A 19,357-nucleotide genomic window follows, 5' to 3' on the forward strand; every position below is an offset into this window, starting at 1 on the left:
CAAACTAATAGGTTATTAATTACTACCGCCTTCATCAGCCACAGCTTCTTCCCAGTTAGTCCACATTGGAATCTGGTCGCTGTAACCGTCATAACCGAAGTTTTGGCGGAGATCGGCCTTATTGTTAGCAGTAATGGCAGAGTTAGGCACGGGCCAGAAGATGTTATGTTTGTTCACCTTGTACTCAAAAGCCTGACTTCCCTGTTGTCCCTTACCATACGGGCGATTGAAGACGTTGTAAGTGGTGCAACGTTTATACCAATAGCTACCGCCAGTGAGATCAGTACCATCCTGCTTATCCCACGTGTTGATATCGTAAGTGTTACCCCATTCGTCGGGTTTACCACTCTTAGCAAGGCACCAGGAAACGCGGGCCATTTCAGCCTGACGGAATTCTTCCATATAAAGCTCACGGGCACGTTCGTCCATAATATCACCTATGGTGACAGTGGTGTACATCTTCTTGGCATTAGCACGCTGACGAACGGCATTCACGTCTTGAGCTGCCCCGCTGGCATTGCCTTGATAGAAACGAGCCTCAGCACGCAGCAGATAAGTGTCTGCCAAGCGGAACAAATACATGTCACCGTTACAACCTTTACCTTGAGCACCTTGGAACTGGTTGGCTCCCTGGTTAGCCTCGGCTACCGCATCGAGAATATAAAGTTGATAAAGAGGCGTAGGATACCAACTACGGATAGTATCTGAACAAAGAATATCACCTTTCCTAACAAGAGGACCTCCTAAACCGTTGTTACCATAGTCTTCAGTAGCGTAAAGTTGATAGTTCTTGCCATACCAACCGGATTTGGGGTTGTTGTATTTGAAATCTTCCATTTCCATCCAGTTACCCACCTCGCGGTTGTGGCGAAGATCCTGCCAGTCTGTTTCACCATCATAATTCCAGATGGTTTTGTTATAGTGATAGGAAGTACGGTTCAAAGCAATGCCTCGACCAGCCACACGAACCCAGTCGAGTTCAGCGTTGTAATTGCTATTATTACGAGCATAGTTGGAAGCCGGAGAAGCCAGACCATGAGGATCGCGAATCACACTGTTGCTCCAATGGGCGAAGTTTGCACGCATAATGTTATAGGTGGTAAAGTTCTGGTCGTTGGAGTTAATAATAGGCATAATAAGCTCTTTGTTTGCCGAGTGACAAATGTTAGGCGTACGGTGAAGGTCCCACACAACATTGCGGGTAACTTTCCATGTCTTCTCGTTGCCCGAAGGCTGCCACGTACCGAAAGATTCCAGCATCAGGTGCAAGCCGTGATTGGTGATAAGTTCGGTAGCAGTCTGCTCTGCCTTAGCGTACTCTCCCGTCACAAGATAGCATTTCACTAAAAGGTGCATACAAGCCTCTTGATTTACCATACCTATATACGACATGTTTTGTTGCGAAGGAACATGCTGAACGGCAAACTCAAGATCGTGCACCAACATCTTGAAGATGGCCTCTTTGCTGGTAGACTTGTAGTCTTGCTTGGGTGAAGTCATCAACTTAGTGATTAAAGGGATGTCACCGAACTGCAAAGTCAGGTTATAGTAAGCATAGGCTCTGTGGAAATAAGCGCGACCTTTATATGCGTCACGAATGTCATCAGCAAGGCCTTGTACTTTGTCAACGTACGAGAGTACAGAGTTAGCGTACTTTACAGCATTGAAACCTTGATCCCAGAAACGCTGCATGAAGTTACCGTCGCCACCGCCCGACATACCCGAAGTGGGAGTCAGCTTAGCATCGAAGTTATCTTGGAAACCACCACCCATATCGGTTTTGGCATACATGCCCACGTCTGTCAGGTAATAATTGGTGGCAAGTCCCACGTTGTTCCAGTTACCGTCGAGGATATAAGTTTTCAACTGCTTGTCACACATGGTGAGGGCCGACTGCAAACCTGATTCCGTAGAGTAAGTGGCAGTGGGCTCGTAAAAAGAAAGCGGGTCTTGCTCAAGGAACGAGTCGGTACAAGCAGTCATTGTAGCTGCTAGAGCTACAAGCTTGCTGCTTCTGTATAATAAAGTATTGATATACTGTTTCATATTGGTTTACGATTTTAGAGTGTAACATTGATACCAAACTGAAATTGGCGATTTGAGTAGCCACCTGTTTCAGGGTCACCATAATCCCAGCTATCGAACGTGCAAACGTTATTAATGCCAGCTGTAAGGCGTATTTTCTCTATCTGATACTTGCGGGTAAACTTCACGGGCAACGTGTAACCAAGGGTGATATTATCCAAGCGCACAAAGTTGCGGTTGTAAACTTTCTGAACACCAGTGGCGCCGCTGGGGCCTACTGCATTCAGGCGAGCATAATCGTTAGTAGGATTCTCGGGTGTCCAGTACTCTTTCTTGTAAGTGTTAGACGTTTGAGTGAACATAGAACCGGAATTGTCACCGTTCAAATAGTAACCGGCCTGACTCTTGTGACCCATATAAGAATACATGGAGAAAGAGAATGTAAAGTCCTTGAGGAACGTGAAATCATTGCGCAAGTTCCAATAGATAGGAGGAGCAGTGGTACCCTGATACACTTTATCTTTGTCGTTGTACACGGGAGTGCCGTCTTCCTTATCGTCGTCCGTATAGTGGTTCACCACTTTCGGGTCACCGGGCTTCTGGTTCACCTTAGCCGCTTCGGTTGCTTCGTTGAGCTGCCAAATGCCGTCTACTTCAAAATCCCAGATTTCACCAACAGGCTTGCCGATATACCATTTGTTGCTGGTATCATTGATTTCCTTTCCGTTTTCGTCATACTCATAATAAAGGTGATTGATGCGGTTTTTATTATAAGAGAATCCGAAAGAGGTATTCCAAGTAAAGTTCTTGATTTCCATGTTGCGGGAGTTGAGCGTCAGTTCAAAACCCGAGTTAGTTACCTCACCCAAGTTGGTGGTGATGCTGCTAAAACCGGTGAAGTTAGGCAAGCGTTGGTTCATAATCATGTCATGCGTCTTCTTGTAGTACCATTCCACGCTACCGGTGAAGCGGCTGTCCAATACGGAGAAGTCGATACCTACATTATAAGCCGTAGTTTTTTCCCACTCTAAGTTGGGGTTACCCAAGCGACTGATTTCCAATGCCTGAATAACAGCTGCACTACCGTCGCTGTTGTAATAGCCCATCACTCCACCATTGGAAAGATTAGACAGTGCCAGATAAGTGTCTTTCAGCGAGCGGTTACCGTTTGTACCGTAAGATACGCGCAACTTTCCATAATCCAGCCAAGGTTGTTTGATGAAACTTTCTTCTGAGAACACCCAGCTACCACCCAGAGACCAGAATGTAGCCCACGGATTATTAGAACCGAAAGCAGAATAACCATCACGGCGTACAGTACCGGTAAACATATAACGATCATTGTAGCCATAGAACAAACGACCCAGATAGGCGGCAGCCTGTGAATGGGTATCGTTGGTGTAGAAGGAACTTTGCTCCTTGTCGGCCCCAGAAACGTAGTGGAATCCAAGCGCGTCGGAAGGAGTAATGTTGCGGGCATGTATTTCGTCATACCAGTAGCGCTTCTCTTCAGCTTCCTGCACCAAGGTGACAGTAAAGTGGTGCTTGTCAAAAGTTTGATCCCAAGTCAGGGTGTTATTTAGGTTCCAATCAAAGTTCTTCGATGTGTTACGGTTTACGCCGCGTTCGGCAGGCGTGCTGTTGGGTAACTCGGAAGACATAAAATAGCGATCATAGAACCACTGGTAGCGTGGAGCGATGTTGAACTGATAGGTAATACCTAGCGGCAGTGTCAACTTCGCATTGAAGATGGTGTTAAGTACAGTGTAGCCCTTTTCCAATTCGTTATACTGATCTTCGAAATGATAGTTATAACCACCATTCGTAGGATTGCCACTGGTAGGATATTGCAGCTCGTTGCCCTCATCGTCCCAACGAAGTGAGTAAGGCGATTGACGAAGTTGGTTACTGTCCCAATAGTTGCTTCCCAGAGGCACAGCGCTTGATTCGTCGCTACGATCTTGGAAGTTTACGTTGGCACCTATCTCCAGCCAATTGGTAACTTTGGCATTAATCTTCATGTTGGAGCGGAAAGCTTGATAATCATCGCCCTGAATGGCTCCTTCATTATTCAGATAACCGAAACTCAGGTAGTAATTCACCTTATCGGTGGCTCCGGAAATGCTGGCGTTATAGTCCTGATTAAGACCCGTACGGAATACTGCTTTGTTCCAGTCATAAGTCTTGCCGGCCAGGTAATTCTGCATCACCAAAGCAGCATCGGCATCGAGACCCATACGACGAGCGTAGAGTGATTCGAGGCTCTCACCATTTTGCAAAGTCTTGGCTCCTGTAGTAGACCACTGATCAGAAGTTGTACCATACTTTGAGAGGTTGTTATAATGGTCATAGTAACCTGCAGGAACACCGCTGCTTTTTGAATAATAGCCCCAATTTCCGTCCTCATCATAGCCGTAAGTAGTGGCCTTGAACCAGTCTTCACGGTAAGTCATGTACTCCGAAGGACTGAACACGTCGCGATAAGCGGCCTTGGTGTTAGCACCTACATTCATACCAATATTAATAACAGGCTTGCCTTCCTTACCTTTCTTAGTGGTAATAATAAGCACACCACTTGCTGCTTTGGCTCCGTAAACGGCTGCCGAAGAAGCATCTTTCAATACGTCAATCTGCGCAATGTCATCGGGGTTAATTTCACTCAGTTCGCCACCGAAAGCCATGCCATCGAGTATAATAAGAGGCGCGTTGTGTGAACCTTCAGTATAAAGCGAGTTCTGTCCACGAAGCTGAATAGAGGGTTCACTCTTAGCTGAAGACGAGTAACCAATCTGCAAACCGGGTGTACCACGTAGCAAATCTTGCACAGTACCGGGGTTCTGATCAGCAATTTTAGTTGGGTTAATCTGCACGACCGACCCCGTAAGGTCTTTCTTACGCATGCTACCATAACCTACTACCACTACTTCTTCAAGTGTTTTAGTATCTTCCTCGAGCTTAACGCTCACCTGAGTTTTGCCACGCAAGGGCAACTCCACAGTTTTGTAACCTATGTAAGTGATTACGAGTGTACCGGTAGCAGGCACACCTTGAAGGGTAAAAGCACCATCGAGGTCGGTAATGGTACCGCGAGAGGTGTTACCCTTTTGCACCACACTAGCGCCTATAATGGGTTCACCCGATCCATCGGTCACTACACCTCTTACATTAATTGTTGAATTTTGTGCGTTCAGGAATTGAACATTCAACAGAAAGACCAGACAGATTGCTAAAGCGATACCCACTTTCTCAATCATAAGCCTTTCTGAAAGTCTCTGTTTTTTCATTGCACTCTAATTTAAAGATTAAACATTCGGATTCAAAAAAATCACTGAGACAAATTTACGTACGTTAACTTTAATAAAGGTTTATACAGAGTCTTAAAAGGTAGAATTATGGTTCATAACCCTTTTTAAACCATAATTCCACCTGTTTGAAAGGTGCTATGAGTGTTACGCTTGGCTTATAAAGATGAATTGCCGGTGAACAAACCTCGTGTACATGGGGGTGTAGAATACTTGTACACCCGGATCTACAGACAGTGTACATGGGGGTGTACAAAGTGTATACATCCGGGTGGAGATGAGGTTTGTTCACCAGCAAATGATTGGTGATACTTGGTGATACTTGGTGAGGCTTTATTTCAGGCAAGTATCACACATAGTAACCTGTAAGACAGTCTATTACGCGGTTGGTGATACTTGGTGATACTTTTTTTCACGCATTTTATGTAGCAAAAGGCGGAATGAGTTCAAGTACGACAAATGAATAAGCCGGAAGTATTATTTTATTTCCATCCGGTATCCATCGGTCGGAAACAGGAACAACTTTCTTATCGGATGGGTTTCCTCTTAAAACCGTCCGCTTTATGACGCTTCCCTGAATTTTCAGGTTTGACAGCTCAACGGTTGTTTCAACCGGAAGCAAATTCACCAACTTAACGATAAGATTGCCGTTTTCTTTGTTGCGTACAACAGATTGAACGATCCGTTTTTGTATCTCGGCACTCGGGTTATCAACCGTTAAATCACTGGCTATGTATTCCTCACCGGAATAATTTCCAAACAGTTTTTGTACTTCGTAATTAATCGTAGGATTTACGTCGGTGTTATTGAAGTAAATCAAATCCGGATTCCACTGCGTAAAACCTTCTTTTGCCAATAAAGGAGCATACGAGGTCATGGAAACAATGTCTGCATTTCGCTCTACGTTGCACAAATGAAGGGCTTCGGACAGTGCATTGTAAAGGGTATTGCCCCAAGTGGCATATTCGCCCAGGTAGACTTTAGGCTTGTTACGATCATACTTATCATAATAACGCTGGTTATTAATCATCCAGGTTGGGGCTACGTAATAGTGTTCATCAACCATAGGTACCTCAAGTTTGGAAGCGAAATCCCACCCAAACTCATAATCGGAACCTTCGTAGAAAGGTCCTACCGTACCAATGACCGTTATCTCGGGATACTGGGTTTTTACTGCTTTGTAAATCATGTCAAACCGTTCTTTGAAGGCTGTAGAGATTAAGTCTTCATTGCCTATTCCGAGGTATTTCAGGTGAAAAGGTTTGGGATGTCCCGCCTCAGCACGCTTACGTCCCCAAACGGTCGACTTGTCGCCAGTAGCCCATTCTATCAAATCCAGCACATCTTGAATATACTCATCCATGTGCTCCATCGGAATGCCTCCTTGTTGTCCCGCCAAACCGGTAGCATGATTGTGAGCGGAGTTCTGACAAGGTACGCCGGCAGCCAAAACAGGTAACGGTTCCGCCCCGATGTCTTCACAATATTGAAAATACTCAAAATATCCCAATCCTTTGGTTTGATGGTACCCCCAAAGGTTAAAATCGGGCTTGCGTTCTTCTAGTTTGCCGATGGTATGCTTCCAATTATAGATATTGTCCATACCGTTTCCGTGAGCTACACATCCTCCGGGAAAACGCACAAAACGCGGTTTAATATCGGCTATCATCTGTGCCAGATCTTTGCGCAGTCCGTTCTTGCGGTTCCTAAATGTTTTTTGTGGGAACAATGAAACCATATCTACTGCAAGCTGCTCACCGGAAGCAACCTTCACTGCTTTAATCTCCAATCGGGCATCGGGAGCGATAGCTGTTGCCGTAAGCACTTTCTCTATTTTCTTCCAGCCATTGGCAGCCGAACGGGAAGTCGCAGATAGCACCAACTCGTTCGACAAGGACTTACCCGCTGCATCAATTAGCCTAACAGAAAACAAGGATGCAGAAGAAGCCTTCACAAACACAGAGAAATCATATTTCTCGCCCGCTTGAATGGCAATGCCGTTAAAACCTTCATTAATCAGAGTTTGTCCGCTGCCCAGCAAGGCGTAATGTTTGTTGTTATCGTGCAGAGGGTTAACGGTTTCAATACGCACCGAGCCCTTGCTTGTCCATGCGGTGAGACTGTTCCATTCTTTCTTGTCTTTGCTCGTGTACTCAAAATCACGGTTTTGTATCAGTTCGGCGTACAACCCACCGTCGGCTGCATAATTAATATCTTCAAAGAATACACCTATGAGCTTGTCGCTAATAGGTTTTCTGTCTTCTTGGTTGATGTTAAGCGTAGCACCGACAGGTTTCAAATCAGCATAACGGGCAGCAAAGCTTTCTGCCGTTTCAGCATTTTTTTCATTCTTGTATGCGGTTACCATGCTGTGATCTACTAATCGCTGCACTACCTGATAAGGAACTTTACACACAGCATTTGATTTCTTATCAAGCCCTTGTGAGAGCAGGTATTTTTCTACCTCACCAGAGTTGCTTACATAATAATCTTGCGGCGTCCAAAGAATCAAATCCTCGGACGAAGCCACTCCTACTACTCCATCGCGTTCATTCACTTCGAAAAGACAATGCCATGTACCGTTCTGTGCACGCAGCAGTTGCGGGTTAATCATTCGTTTCTCTGCTCCCCATCGACCGTAATCGCTTTTCAGGAATGAAAACTCATCGGCTACAGGCTGCCAATGTTTCCCATCAATACTATAAGCAAGGTGCAACCCGTCTTTGTAGTTGTTTTTAGCCGTGGTATATCCTTTCACATAAACGGAGTCGGGCTGGTTTGCGCAAACCCAACCGGCAGATAATAAAAGCATGATGCTCAGCATGTGTTTTTTCATGGTAATTGTTATAAAGTGGTATTATCGGGTACGAAACGCTCAATATACTCTGAGGGGAGCATGCCGAACTCTTTTTTAAAGCAGGCACTAAAGTATTTAGGATCATTAAACCCTACCGCATAAGCCAATTCGGATATACGTATGGAATGTTTCTCCTCCATGATCTGACAAGCAGCTTTCAAACGAATGTTACGAATAAAGGCTGATGTATTAAGTCCGGTAAGCGATTTGAGTTTTTTATATAACGTTGATTTGCTTGTTCCCATCTCGTCTATAAACTGCGGCTGGTCAAAATCGGGATCGCTCAAATGTTTATTCACACATTCAATAGCACGCTGCATAAACTCTTCATCCAGACTGGTGTAATGCAAATCTTTCACTTCAAAAACAAGCTGATTCTTGAAATCACGTGCCATACGTTCTTTATACTTCAGCAAATTCTTAATACGTGCATGCAACACAGGCAGGTTAAAGGGCTTGCTGATGAAAGCGTCTGCACCCGATTCATAAGCTTCAGCTCTGTCTTCTTCAGTGTTCTTGGCTGTCAACAGTATAATGGGTATGTGGCTGTAGTCTAACCGTTCTTTTATATAACGGCACACTTCAATTCCATCCATCTCGGGCATCATAATATCAGAAACGACCAAATCAATGTCTTCGTTTTCCAGTATTTCTAATCCTTCTTTTCCATTAGCTCCGGTAAACACATTGTAATCGCGCCCCAGCAACCTAACCATTAGCTGAAGCAGTTCATTGTTATCTTCCAGCAATAAGATCGAATTAGGCTTGTTCCCACTTACCCGTACAACATGGCTCGTGTTATCATCCATACCCGAAATTGTTTTCTGTGCCGGAAGGGTCTCTTCGTCTACCTCTTCATCCTTGAAGTAAGACTTGTCGATAGGCAACCTGACAAAGAAAGTAGTTCCTTTATCAATTTCGCTCTCCACAGAAATGCTTCCGCCGTGCAGCTCAACCAAGTCTTTTGTCAACGCCAAACCAATGCCGGTTCCAATGGTATTAAATTTACGGTAATCTCCTTCATAAAATCGCTTGAAAAGATTCTTCTTCCCTTCCTCGGAAATACCCTTACCGTTGTCTCGTACTCGTAAAAGGATAAAGTCTTTATCACTGTCATACGACAGGTTGACTTGTACAAACCCACCTGCATTATTGTATTTAGCTGCATTCGATAACAAGTTATATAATATCTTATCGAGTTTATCCGGATCAAAATATCCCATGATGGACTCCGGATCACAAATAACAGAGAAATGCAGCTTACGCTTCTTAACTAAAGGCAAGAAACATTCAGCCTCATTCTTCACAAAGGCAGCTACGTCACCCGGCGATACTTTTAATTTCAGGTTGCCGGTCTCCGCTTTACGGAACTCCAATATTTGTTGCAGCAAACGAATCAATCGCCTGATGTTATTGTTCATTACCCCATACAAATCAGTATGTTGAGGTGCCTGCATCTTCAACTCGTCAACCGTAGCCGATATAATCGTAAGCGGAGTTAGTAACTCGTGGGTTATGTTCGTAAAGAATTGCAATTTGGCATGGTTTAATTCTTCAGACTTGGAACGTTCTATTTCTTTGAGATGAACCAAATTCTTAAGTGCTATACGGTTTTTGGCAACCTTATAGAAGTAATAGGCAATGCCCACCAGCAAAATAAAATAGATGGTATAAGCCCACCATGTTTTCCAGGGAGGAGGTAAAATGACCACCTTAATAGACAATGGTTTATCGGTCCAGATTCCTCCTTCATTCGAAGCTTTGAGCTCAAATTCATACGTTCCGGCATCCAGGTTATTGTAATAGGCAAAGCGTCGGGAGGCATCGGTGTATTGCCATTGTTTATCGAAACCCTTCAAGCGATAGGCATACATGCATTGCATAGGCGCCACATAATTCAACGCAGCAAACTCAATGCTGAAGTTATTTTGGTTATAATCAAGTACAATTTCTTGTGTATAACCGGGCGCATACTTAGATATTTCGCTTTTTGTTTCTTTATCTAGCGCCCCCCACGACTGGTTGTAGATCTTTATATCAGTAATAGCAATAGGCAGTTGAATGCCATTGTCTTTCACCGATTCGGGATAGAAATAGTTGTAACCATTGTGACCACCGAAGAATAGTTCACCCGATTTTGATTTAAAAGAAGCACCTCTCAAAAAGATGTTTCCCTGTAAGCCGAACTCACGGGTGTAAAGTCGATAAGTTCCCTTGTCCACACCGTTTTGAATGGAGAGTTTGATTAATCCGACATTGGTTCCCATCCACAAATTACCCAATTTATCTTCCTGAATAGAGAAAACTCCGTCACCGGGAATATTCAGCAACGAACTAACGGCTACAAACTTATCCTGAGCGGCATCATATAGGTTTAGTCCGCCTCCATCCGTTCCCAGCCAAAGCCTCTTTTTACTATCCTGATAAATACATTGTACATCAGAACAGTTCAGTTTACCATTGCGAGGTGAATATTCGGTAAAGCGCACATCTTCGGGAGCAGACCCCGAGGAAGTAATCCGCAAAACGCCATAACTTCCGCTGCCCGCCCAAATGTATCCTTTACTATCTTGCTCCACACAATAGAAAAAGCCGGGGTAAACATTCTGCGTGAGGTTGTACCCTTTACGGGCCGCCGTGTACAAGGCAAGTCCTGACCGGGTGGCAATCCAGTAATTGCGGTTTGAATCTTCTTTTATGCCGTATACACACGAACTGGGTAGCCAGCCATGAGTATACTGGGCAATGTGACTCACGCGGTGTCCCGGTCTTTGGTTTCCATCAAAAATATAAATCCCTGAATTAAAGGTGCCGAGCCATATTTTGTGATCGTAACGCGACTGCATAAATGTATTGATAGTTGGTAAATCGGGATAGTCAGCAAAATCGGGGTAGTCTCTATAGTGTTTCCACTCACCGGTCTTCGGATTCTTCACGATGAAACCATAGCTACCGATACCCATCCAGAGCATACCGGTATGATCAACTAAAATACTTCTTACCGCGTTTGACGTCAGTGTTTCTTTCACATCGGGCAAAGCATCCAGCTGAAACATTGATTTATTGGTTGAAACATACCCCACGCCTCCTCCAAGCATACCCAACCACATAATTCCCTGGTTGTCTCGGATAATGGCATTCACTTCATTAAAGGAAAATAAGGAAGAATTGCGCCCGGGCTGGTAATTGATAAACTGTGTACCGGATGGTTTGTAATCAAGGATTGAGAGACCACTGCGGGTACCTACCCAGAGTGTTTTCGTATTCAGATCTTCTTCCATGGCATACACCACATTATCTCCCAGACTATTAGCATCACCCGAACGGTGATTAAACGAATGCCACACAACCTCACTCGGTTGGTAAGGATTTTCCATCAGATATAATCCGGATCCATACGTTCCAACCCAGATGCGGTGTTTACTGTCTTCGAAAACGAAGTGTGCGGAAGGAAGCGAGTAAAGATGATATTTGTTGCGTGCTACATCATATCGAATCAGTCCGTAGCTAGTGGCTATCCATAACTGATCCTGTGAGTCTTCATATAAATGTTGCACATTGTACAAGCGTGAATTAAGATCTTTATCGGTTTCCGACACACATATAACACAAGAATCCAAATGGGCATCGTAGCGAAACAGCTCCCGGTCTGTCCCGATGAAAGTAACTCCCGAACGGGTGGTCTTGATGGTATTAACCACACTATTGTGAAAACGATTATCGAGTATCTGGCGAATAGCCCCTGTTCGCTTATTGAGTATATTCACCCCGTTATTGGTTCCTATCCACAGGTTATGATCATTATCTTCAGACACACAGCGAATGTTGTTGTTGCTAAACAAATTGGGAGAGTATAAATTCGATTTGTATATTTTTACCTGATACGCATCATACAAGCAGAGTCCGCTTGTTGTGGCAATCCAGATGTATCCGTCTTTATCTTGGTAGAGGCGTCGGACTTCATTGGTAGGCAAACCGTTAATGGTAGAGAGTTGTTTGAACTTCAAACGAGTGATCAAATCACGATTTTCGGCATGAACAGAAACGATGGCGGTGATCAAAAAGAACAACCAGGTAATATATTGGGCAAAACAGCGTTTTTGCATATCTCAGATTTTAGTAAACCAATGACGCAAATATACGTTATTTTGCCCAATAGCAAGGTAGAATTATAGTCCTATTTAGTAGGTTCAGCGTTCTTAACCAGCCTCACCTCATAAATACGCACCGTACCTTTTGAGGTTGCCGTACCAATCTTAACACGGAATTGTCTCTCTCCTTGCAATGCTTGCGGCAACGCAAACTCACTGATGGAGAGTTCATTGGAAACGACAGACGTCAAGGTACCCACTTTCACATCATTGACCCATACAGTTGCATCCCTGTTTGGAAGACCTTTATAGACAATACGTATTTGGGCAACAGTATCGGTCTGTGTTTTCATCAGATAACTAAACCAACCGTTATCTCTCGCTTCCCTCCAATGAATATCCTCATCGGAACCTGTGTTTGAGTTGAGCATCTCCATAAAATGATCAGACTCCGGTTGTTGCTCCCCACAAATAACTCTGTCGAGCGTAACGGCATCTAACTCCATTTGTTTTTGTTCTTGCTCGGCCAACTTCTTCTGTTGTTCTGCCAAATCCGATTGAGAAACCAAGTTCCAATAAACCATGTACCTGCATTCGTGCAACTGGTAAAACGGGACTAGCTCCATGGGACTTTCACTCTCGGGGTACACACCTTCCAGATAAAAAGTCAACGGCTTCACGGAATCTTTTCTAATCCGCCCGGTTATCTCATCAGGCGTGCCCACAATGACAGGTATCTTGGCCAAGGGTAACTGAGGACCGGAAGCAATGTGCCCGCCTCTGCTGTCATCTGCAAACATCCCGTTCATTTTGTCTTCTCCCATCTGGGCAGCCAGCACAACCGGACCGTATAAGATGGAATAATAAGACGATTTATCCGGTAATGCTTCTACGCGGACGGACATATCAAATTCAAATCGTACCACGTCGTTCTTTTTCCACATACGCTGAACTGCCAGATAACCGTGATCATTAGGTTGAGCAGTATAAACCTGATCGTTTACAAGCACGCGACAGTTACCTGCCCACTCTGGTTTTCGGATATAAAGAGTAAACTCACTCTTCCTACGGGGAATAACGGTTAGCTCCATGTAGCTCTGTTCCGGAATAGCCGAATGCTGTTCTATGACTAAGCCTTGCTCTTTCCAATCCAGCTTTGAAGGTATAAACAGATTTACGTATATATCCTTTTCATGATGTGCATAAATCATTTCTCCATAGCGAGCATGATTTTCAAGGCCCGACCCTACACAACACCAGAAACTGGTTTGTGGCTGAGAGTAAATGCGATAATGCCCGGAACGCATGGGAGTAAAATAAACAAAGCCACCAGTCTTGCTGTTTTGTGTGGACAAGATGTGATTATAAAGCGCTTTTTCGTAATAATCCATGTAATTACTGCCTCCATCAACCTGATACAACAACTTGGTCAGTCTCAACATGTTATATGTATTGCAGGTTTCGGGACCTTGCACGTCATGCATCATCGACGAAAAATCATTGGCCGGATGAAAGTGCTCACGCACGCTGTTACCACCTATGCTGACGGAACGGTTGGTGGTAACGGTTTGCCAGAAGAAACGGGCGGCACCATGCCAGGCATCATTACCCTCTACCTCGGCAATTCTTTCAAAACCAATCACCTTGGGAATCTGAGTATTCGCATGCATGCCAGTTAGCTTGTCTTCCTGCTGCAACAAGGGGGTTAACAAGGTTTGATGAGAAAACCGCCTGGCCAGCTTCACATATTTTTCTTTTCCGGTAAAGGCAGCCACATCCGCAAAAATCTCATTCAAACCACCGTGCTCACTTCGCAACATATCTTGCATTTGCTCATCGGTTAAAGGAGCCACCAACTGATCCATCCAATCCGTCAGCTTTATAAGCATAGTATAAGCCTCTTCACTACCTGCATACGTATAAGCATCACGCAGTCCGGCAAAAATCTTGTGAATATTATACAGCGGCACCCATTTGTCATTCAATCCAAAAGATGAAGCTCGAATGTTTCCCTTTGCTATTTCCTCCCACATGGCCTTACCGCCAGGTACGCCACATAAATATCCATTCCCTGCGGCATCTTGGCATGCTTTCAGCTCCGACAGCATATAATCAAGACGTTCTTTGATCTGCGCATTTCCTGTTGCTGCATACATTTGTGACAATGCTGCCAGATAATGACCACCAATGTGTCCGTCGAGTCCGGTGTTTTCCCAATTGGTGTAATTGGGTGCCTTGGGTGGTAAACCAGCCTCTTTCCTGTAAGGAGCGAGCAGCCTGTCGGCATTCAATTCCAATAGATATTGAATATCCAAATCTTCAGCATGCCTGAAAGGGCTATCGAGCAAGCGTACATCCGAAAGCGGGAATGGTTGTATTCGGTAGGTAGACTTCTGCATCTGGCTACTGGCCATGGCAGATGTTAATAGAGTAAAGAGAAACAAACAAACTTTTTTCATGCGTAATAAATTTATAATTTCACATTCAACTTATTGCCATTGTACGAAACAGTACGTTCCTTTACCTGGTGCGCATCAATAAGTACTATCTTAAATTTTCTTTTATTTATCATTCCTTTAAAAGCTCCCTTACGGCTTTCTATGCTGAAAATATTTTCCGCATCATTCCAGTTCATTGTTATTTCAGAATGATTGCCTTTCTCGTAATTATAATTATCATTCTCATCTTCGTATAAAGTAAAAGAACCGTTTTGGCCTTTATAGATACGGATTTCAAGAAAATCCCACTTCTTCTCGGTTGCATATTTTACTTGTGGTCCCCATGGTACAATTGAGCCGGCTTTGACATAAAGCGGCATAATCTCAATGGGGGTGTCACGGTTTATTTGAGAACCACCCTCGTAAGTTTGGTTTGTCCAAAAGTCAAACCATTTAGTTCCCTTTGGCAAATAAACGGTTCTACTTTTAGCGTTTTTTTCAACGACAGGCGCTACTAAAAAAGCCTGTCCAAACATGTATTCATCGGCTATATCGTAAACAGCTTTATCGTGCGTAAAATCTACTGCCAAAGCTTTCATAAACATGCCGCGACTATTTGTGACATTCCAAGCTGTACTGTAAATATACGGAAGTAAACGGTACCGCAAATTTATAAATTTCTCTTGTACATCAAACGCCCAATGTCCTCTTTCACCGAATTGGTAAATTTCCCTTGGGATATCCGTTCCATGAGAACGCATCATCGGCATGAACGTTCCAAATTGCAACCAGCGTACGTAAAGTTCCTGAAACTCGGGATTTTTTGAACCGCCTCCTTTATTCCATCTACCCGCAAAAAAGCCACCAATATCAGTATTCCAATAAGGTATACCGCAGAGAGAGAAATTTTGTCCGGCTGGTATCTGATTCTTAAAGGCTTCCCATGAAGACACAACATCACCACTCCACGTATTGGCAGCATATCTTTGTTGTCCGAAAAAAGCTGAGCGAGTAAGTATGCAGACTCTTTTATCGGCAGACGTCTGTCGCTGATTCGCATAAACACCTCCTACCGTCATTAAGGGAAATGCATTCCGTACACTGCGGAAACTTCCTAAATGAGTAGGTTGATCAAAATCCTGATCCTTCATGTTTATGTGGTCGGGTTCGGTAGAATCAAGCCACCAACCATCAATCCCTTTAGAGAAAACACCTTTACTCAAGTACTTCCAATAGATGCTTCTAGCTTCCGGATTATAGGGGTCATAAGGCTTGGTTCCTGAGTTGGGAGGCCAAGTATCAAAGTTAATTAACATGTTCTTTGATTTGAACTCAGCATATTGATCTGTTTGTGGGCCAAAACCAGGCCACGCTACAATCATTAATTTGGCATTCATCCGATGAATCTCATCAACCATTCTCTGGGGATCCGGATAGTTTACCGGCTCAAATTTCATGGCATTCCAACAGCTGTCTTTACCCCAATACTGCCAATCTTGAATAACACAATCAATGGGAATTCCTAATTCACGATACTTAGATATTACGTCTACCGGCTCCTGCTGATTTTTATAGCGTTCACGCGATTGGAAAAAACCGTATGCCCATAAAGGAAGCATGGGAGAGTCACCCGATAAATCGCGCATGTTAGCCACCACTCCTTCCATTGTTCCACCATACATAAAATAATAGTCAGAATTATCACCTATTTCGGAATCAAAAGACATTTCCTGAGGATTATCAGCATAAGTTGTAGGTGAATAATTGTCCCAAAAAACGCCATAACCTTTGGTCGAAACAATCAAAGGTATACATACGTTCATGTTAGACTGTCTAAGATAAATCTTTTGGTTACGTTGATTCATCTTACCTTCCTGGTGTTGTCCCAAACCATATATTGCCTCATCTTTATCCAACATATACGCCTGACGAACCGAAAAAGTCGCTTTCTTAACATCATAGACCGGAGTGAACTGAGCGCCAAAATCTTTCTCAGTAAACAAGGGTGTATTGGCTGAATCAAAGAATGAAACTTTCCCTGTTATAAGATGAACACAAACTTTTATTTTGTCAGAAGCCAATACAACCACGTTGTCATCTTGAGTGATATTAAGATTGACCGACTCTGGCTTTTTAGTAACTGACAGACTTTCTTTAAAGGGATTAGTATTGTCGGGCGTGCGATAAACCCGCACAATTTGAGGAGTGAAAAACTGGATTTCTAAATTCAAAGATTGCATAGATGTTTTGATTCCTGAATCGGTACGCACAAAACTTTGCGCACGAAGAGGAGTCAAGACACACAACAGCCATAATAACAGATATATTTTTCTCATGATTAACAATTTAAATAGATAATGAATTAAGTACTATTCTATATACGCATTTCTCGTTTCCCCTTTGGATAGAAGACACAACCGTTGCACTCACCGAATAGCCACACACTATTGAAAACATCCTTTCAGCAAATCCTTCAGAACAATAACACAAAACCGGAAGTTTCTTTTCTTTTTCATTCTGCAATAACGGACACACACAATAAGGCTTATCCTCGTCAACAATCAGCACTTTTTTATTCTCATCTTCATAAGATACTTTCCATCCCCATTTTTCTTCAATAAATTGAATAAAATGATCTAGCTTTCCTTCAAATGGAGCCAACATAGCATCCATTCCCAGATTTTCATGATGTGCTACCGATGCTGACTTAACTATTTGACGTAATTGTGCTTCTATTAAATGGCTTTGATCTAAATTTTCTAATAACTCAGTAATCCATTTTAGAAACAAAACTTCATTCTTGTTGGTAGTTGCACTCTGAGAGAAGTCTCCCGTATGAAAAAGTTCACTTCCCAACACAGAACCAAATCCACAAAGGCAGGCTCCACTTAAACATGCTTTTTTGAGAAAGTGTCTTCTTGTTGTCATAGCTATGATGTTTCTTATTTTAGTGCTCGATGGAACCAACCATCAGATATTAACTCTGACAGTTGGTTCTTTTTATATAGTAACTAATACCCTGTGTTTTGTTTCAGATTTGAATTTGTAAGTATCGCTGTATTCGGAATAGGATATAAATTTCGGGTTTCCACACTTACCTCATGAGAGAACCATGATTTCTTTGTAAATACGCCAAAACGAATCATATCCTGTCTGCGCCGACCTTCTTGCGTAAATTCCCATCCCAACTCATCCAGCATCCTTCCGTACACAATGTCAGAACCTCCTTCATGGGTTGTTTGGTAAGTGTCACGCCGTCCATAATCGTACACGCTACCCAGCTTTAATTCATCATCAGTTACTACAGCTTTATCCGGATTATTTTTAAAGGCTCTTTCACGTACTTTCGTCACTAACGCACCTGCGCCAGACTGATTGCTTCTTACTAAAGCTTCTGCTTTCATTAGCAACACATCAGCATATCTAAACAAAGGCCAGTCATTACTCAAGCGATTGGTGATGCCCAATGCATACTCAAATTTCCCCCATCTGTATCCATCTACAACATCCGATTGATCAATGCTAGGCACATCCTTCACATACCCAAAAGGTTTGCCGTTATCACTTCGGGTTAAAACCTCACCCGATGATTTATACTGCTGCCCATAGATGAAGTTTTCTTTTAAACGCGCATCATCAGGATCATAGCTCTCAATAAACTGAGGTATGGCACAAACACCTCCCCAAGGTGTATTTGTGAAATTATAGGTAGCCTGACTTTCCGATGCCAACGTATACAAGTGAAAATCAAAGGCATTCCAATCTTTTACATAAATTTCATCTATAGGAAGAGCAAATATTATTTCTTTAGAGTTTTCGTTCTTGGTAACAAAAACATCTTTTTGATTTGCTTCCAGTGCATATTCTCCTGTTCTTTCTGCAAATTCAATCACTTTATTACAAGCGTTTATACAGTTTTGCCACTGAGCTGAGCCCGACCACACAACAGCATTCAAATACATCTTGGCAAGTAATGTATAAGCGCCCCATTTAGTTAAGCGTCCATAATAATATCCTCTGGGCGTTTCTGACAAGAGTTCAATATTGTCAGAAATTTCTTTTACGATAAAGTCGAAAACCTCTTTTCTGGATGATTGCACAGGAAGAGATGTATCTTTAAAATCTGTTACCACAGGAACATTACCATAAAAGTCGACCAAAATATAGTAATACGAAGCTCTCAATACTTTTAATTCGGCAACAAGTTTATCTTTGGTTTCACCGGAAACATTAATGATTCCGTCTTCTATTTGAGAAAGCAACCTATTGCAAGTGTTTATACCGGTATAGGTTCTGGACCACGGTTGCAACACAGAATCATCATCTGTTGTCCATGCATGTTGATGCCATCTTTTATAAATACCACCATCTACCCAGCCATTACCACGAGCAGGAATAACATCCTGATCCGCACACAACTCTTGTCCCCTGACTACTCCGTTCCATAGCAACATTGTTTCCCGCCAGGGCACATAGGCAGCATTAACCAGATAACTTACATCAGCTTCTGTCTTAGGATTATATTGCGAAGAAACAACATTACCATAACTATCATCTTTCAATTCTGTACAAGCTTGTACCGTGCTAAACAAAATCAGCAGAATCAGCCCTCTATATATAATTGTTTTCATTGCTTTGATTTTT

Annotated in this window: 8 protein-coding genes; all 8 read right to left on the reverse strand. The window is 43.1% G+C overall.

Features of this window, described 5'->3' with window-relative positions:
• Nucleotides 1–15: 15 nt before the first annotated feature.
• The 8 genes from ACKPCE_RS15265 to ACKPCE_RS15300 all read right to left on the reverse strand — a co-directional run bounded on the left by ACKPCE_RS15265 (nucleotide 16) and on the right by ACKPCE_RS15300 (nucleotide 19,344).
• Complete coding sequence (locus ACKPCE_RS15265) at nucleotides 16–2,046, reverse strand: RagB/SusD family nutrient uptake outer membrane protein (RefSeq protein WP_319505817.1); 2,031 nt, start codon at nucleotides 2,044–2,046, stop codon at nucleotides 16–18.
• Between the two features lie 14 nt (nucleotides 2,047–2,060).
• Nucleotides 2,061–5,309, reverse strand: coding sequence for a SusC/RagA family TonB-linked outer membrane protein (locus tag ACKPCE_RS15270; protein WP_319505818.1), 3,249 nt, complete (start codon nucleotides 5,307–5,309; stop codon nucleotides 2,061–2,063).
• 439 nt (nucleotides 5,310–5,748) lie between these two features.
• Nucleotides 5,749–8,163: an alpha-L-arabinofuranosidase family protein gene (locus ACKPCE_RS15275; RefSeq protein WP_319505819.1), complete on the reverse strand. Its 2,415-nt coding sequence runs from the start codon at nucleotides 8,161–8,163 to the stop codon at nucleotides 5,749–5,751.
• 8 nt (nucleotides 8,164–8,171) lie between these two features.
• Nucleotides 8,172–12,290: a hybrid sensor histidine kinase/response regulator transcription factor gene (locus ACKPCE_RS15280; RefSeq protein WP_319505820.1), complete on the reverse strand. Its 4,119-nt coding sequence runs from the start codon at nucleotides 12,288–12,290 to the stop codon at nucleotides 8,172–8,174.
• A 71-nt stretch (nucleotides 12,291–12,361) separates the two neighbouring features.
• Entirely contained in the window at nucleotides 12,362–14,734 is a 2,373-nt protein-coding gene (locus ACKPCE_RS15285; protein WP_407655014.1) for a beta-L-arabinofuranosidase domain-containing protein, read from the reverse strand.
• A gap of 11 nt (nucleotides 14,735–14,745) precedes the next feature.
• Entirely contained in the window at nucleotides 14,746–17,049 is a 2,304-nt protein-coding gene (locus ACKPCE_RS15290) for a glycoside hydrolase family 31 protein (RefSeq protein WP_319505821.1), read from the reverse strand.
• A 10-nt stretch (nucleotides 17,050–17,059) separates the two neighbouring features.
• On the reverse strand, nucleotides 17,060–17,641 hold the full coding sequence (locus ACKPCE_RS15295) for a DUF6144 family protein (protein WP_319505822.1): 582 nt from the start codon (nucleotides 17,639–17,641) through the stop codon (nucleotides 17,060–17,062).
• A gap of 83 nt (nucleotides 17,642–17,724) precedes the next feature.
• Nucleotides 17,725–19,344, reverse strand: coding sequence for a RagB/SusD family nutrient uptake outer membrane protein (locus ACKPCE_RS15300; protein WP_319505823.1), 1,620 nt, complete (start codon nucleotides 19,342–19,344; stop codon nucleotides 17,725–17,727).
• Between the last annotated feature and the right edge of the window lie 13 nt (nucleotides 19,345–19,357).

Origin of the sequence: Bacteroides graminisolvens, assembly GCF_963666085.1 — a bacterium.
Lineage (GTDB): Bacteria > Bacteroidota > Bacteroidia > Bacteroidales > Bacteroidaceae > Bacteroides > Bacteroides graminisolvens.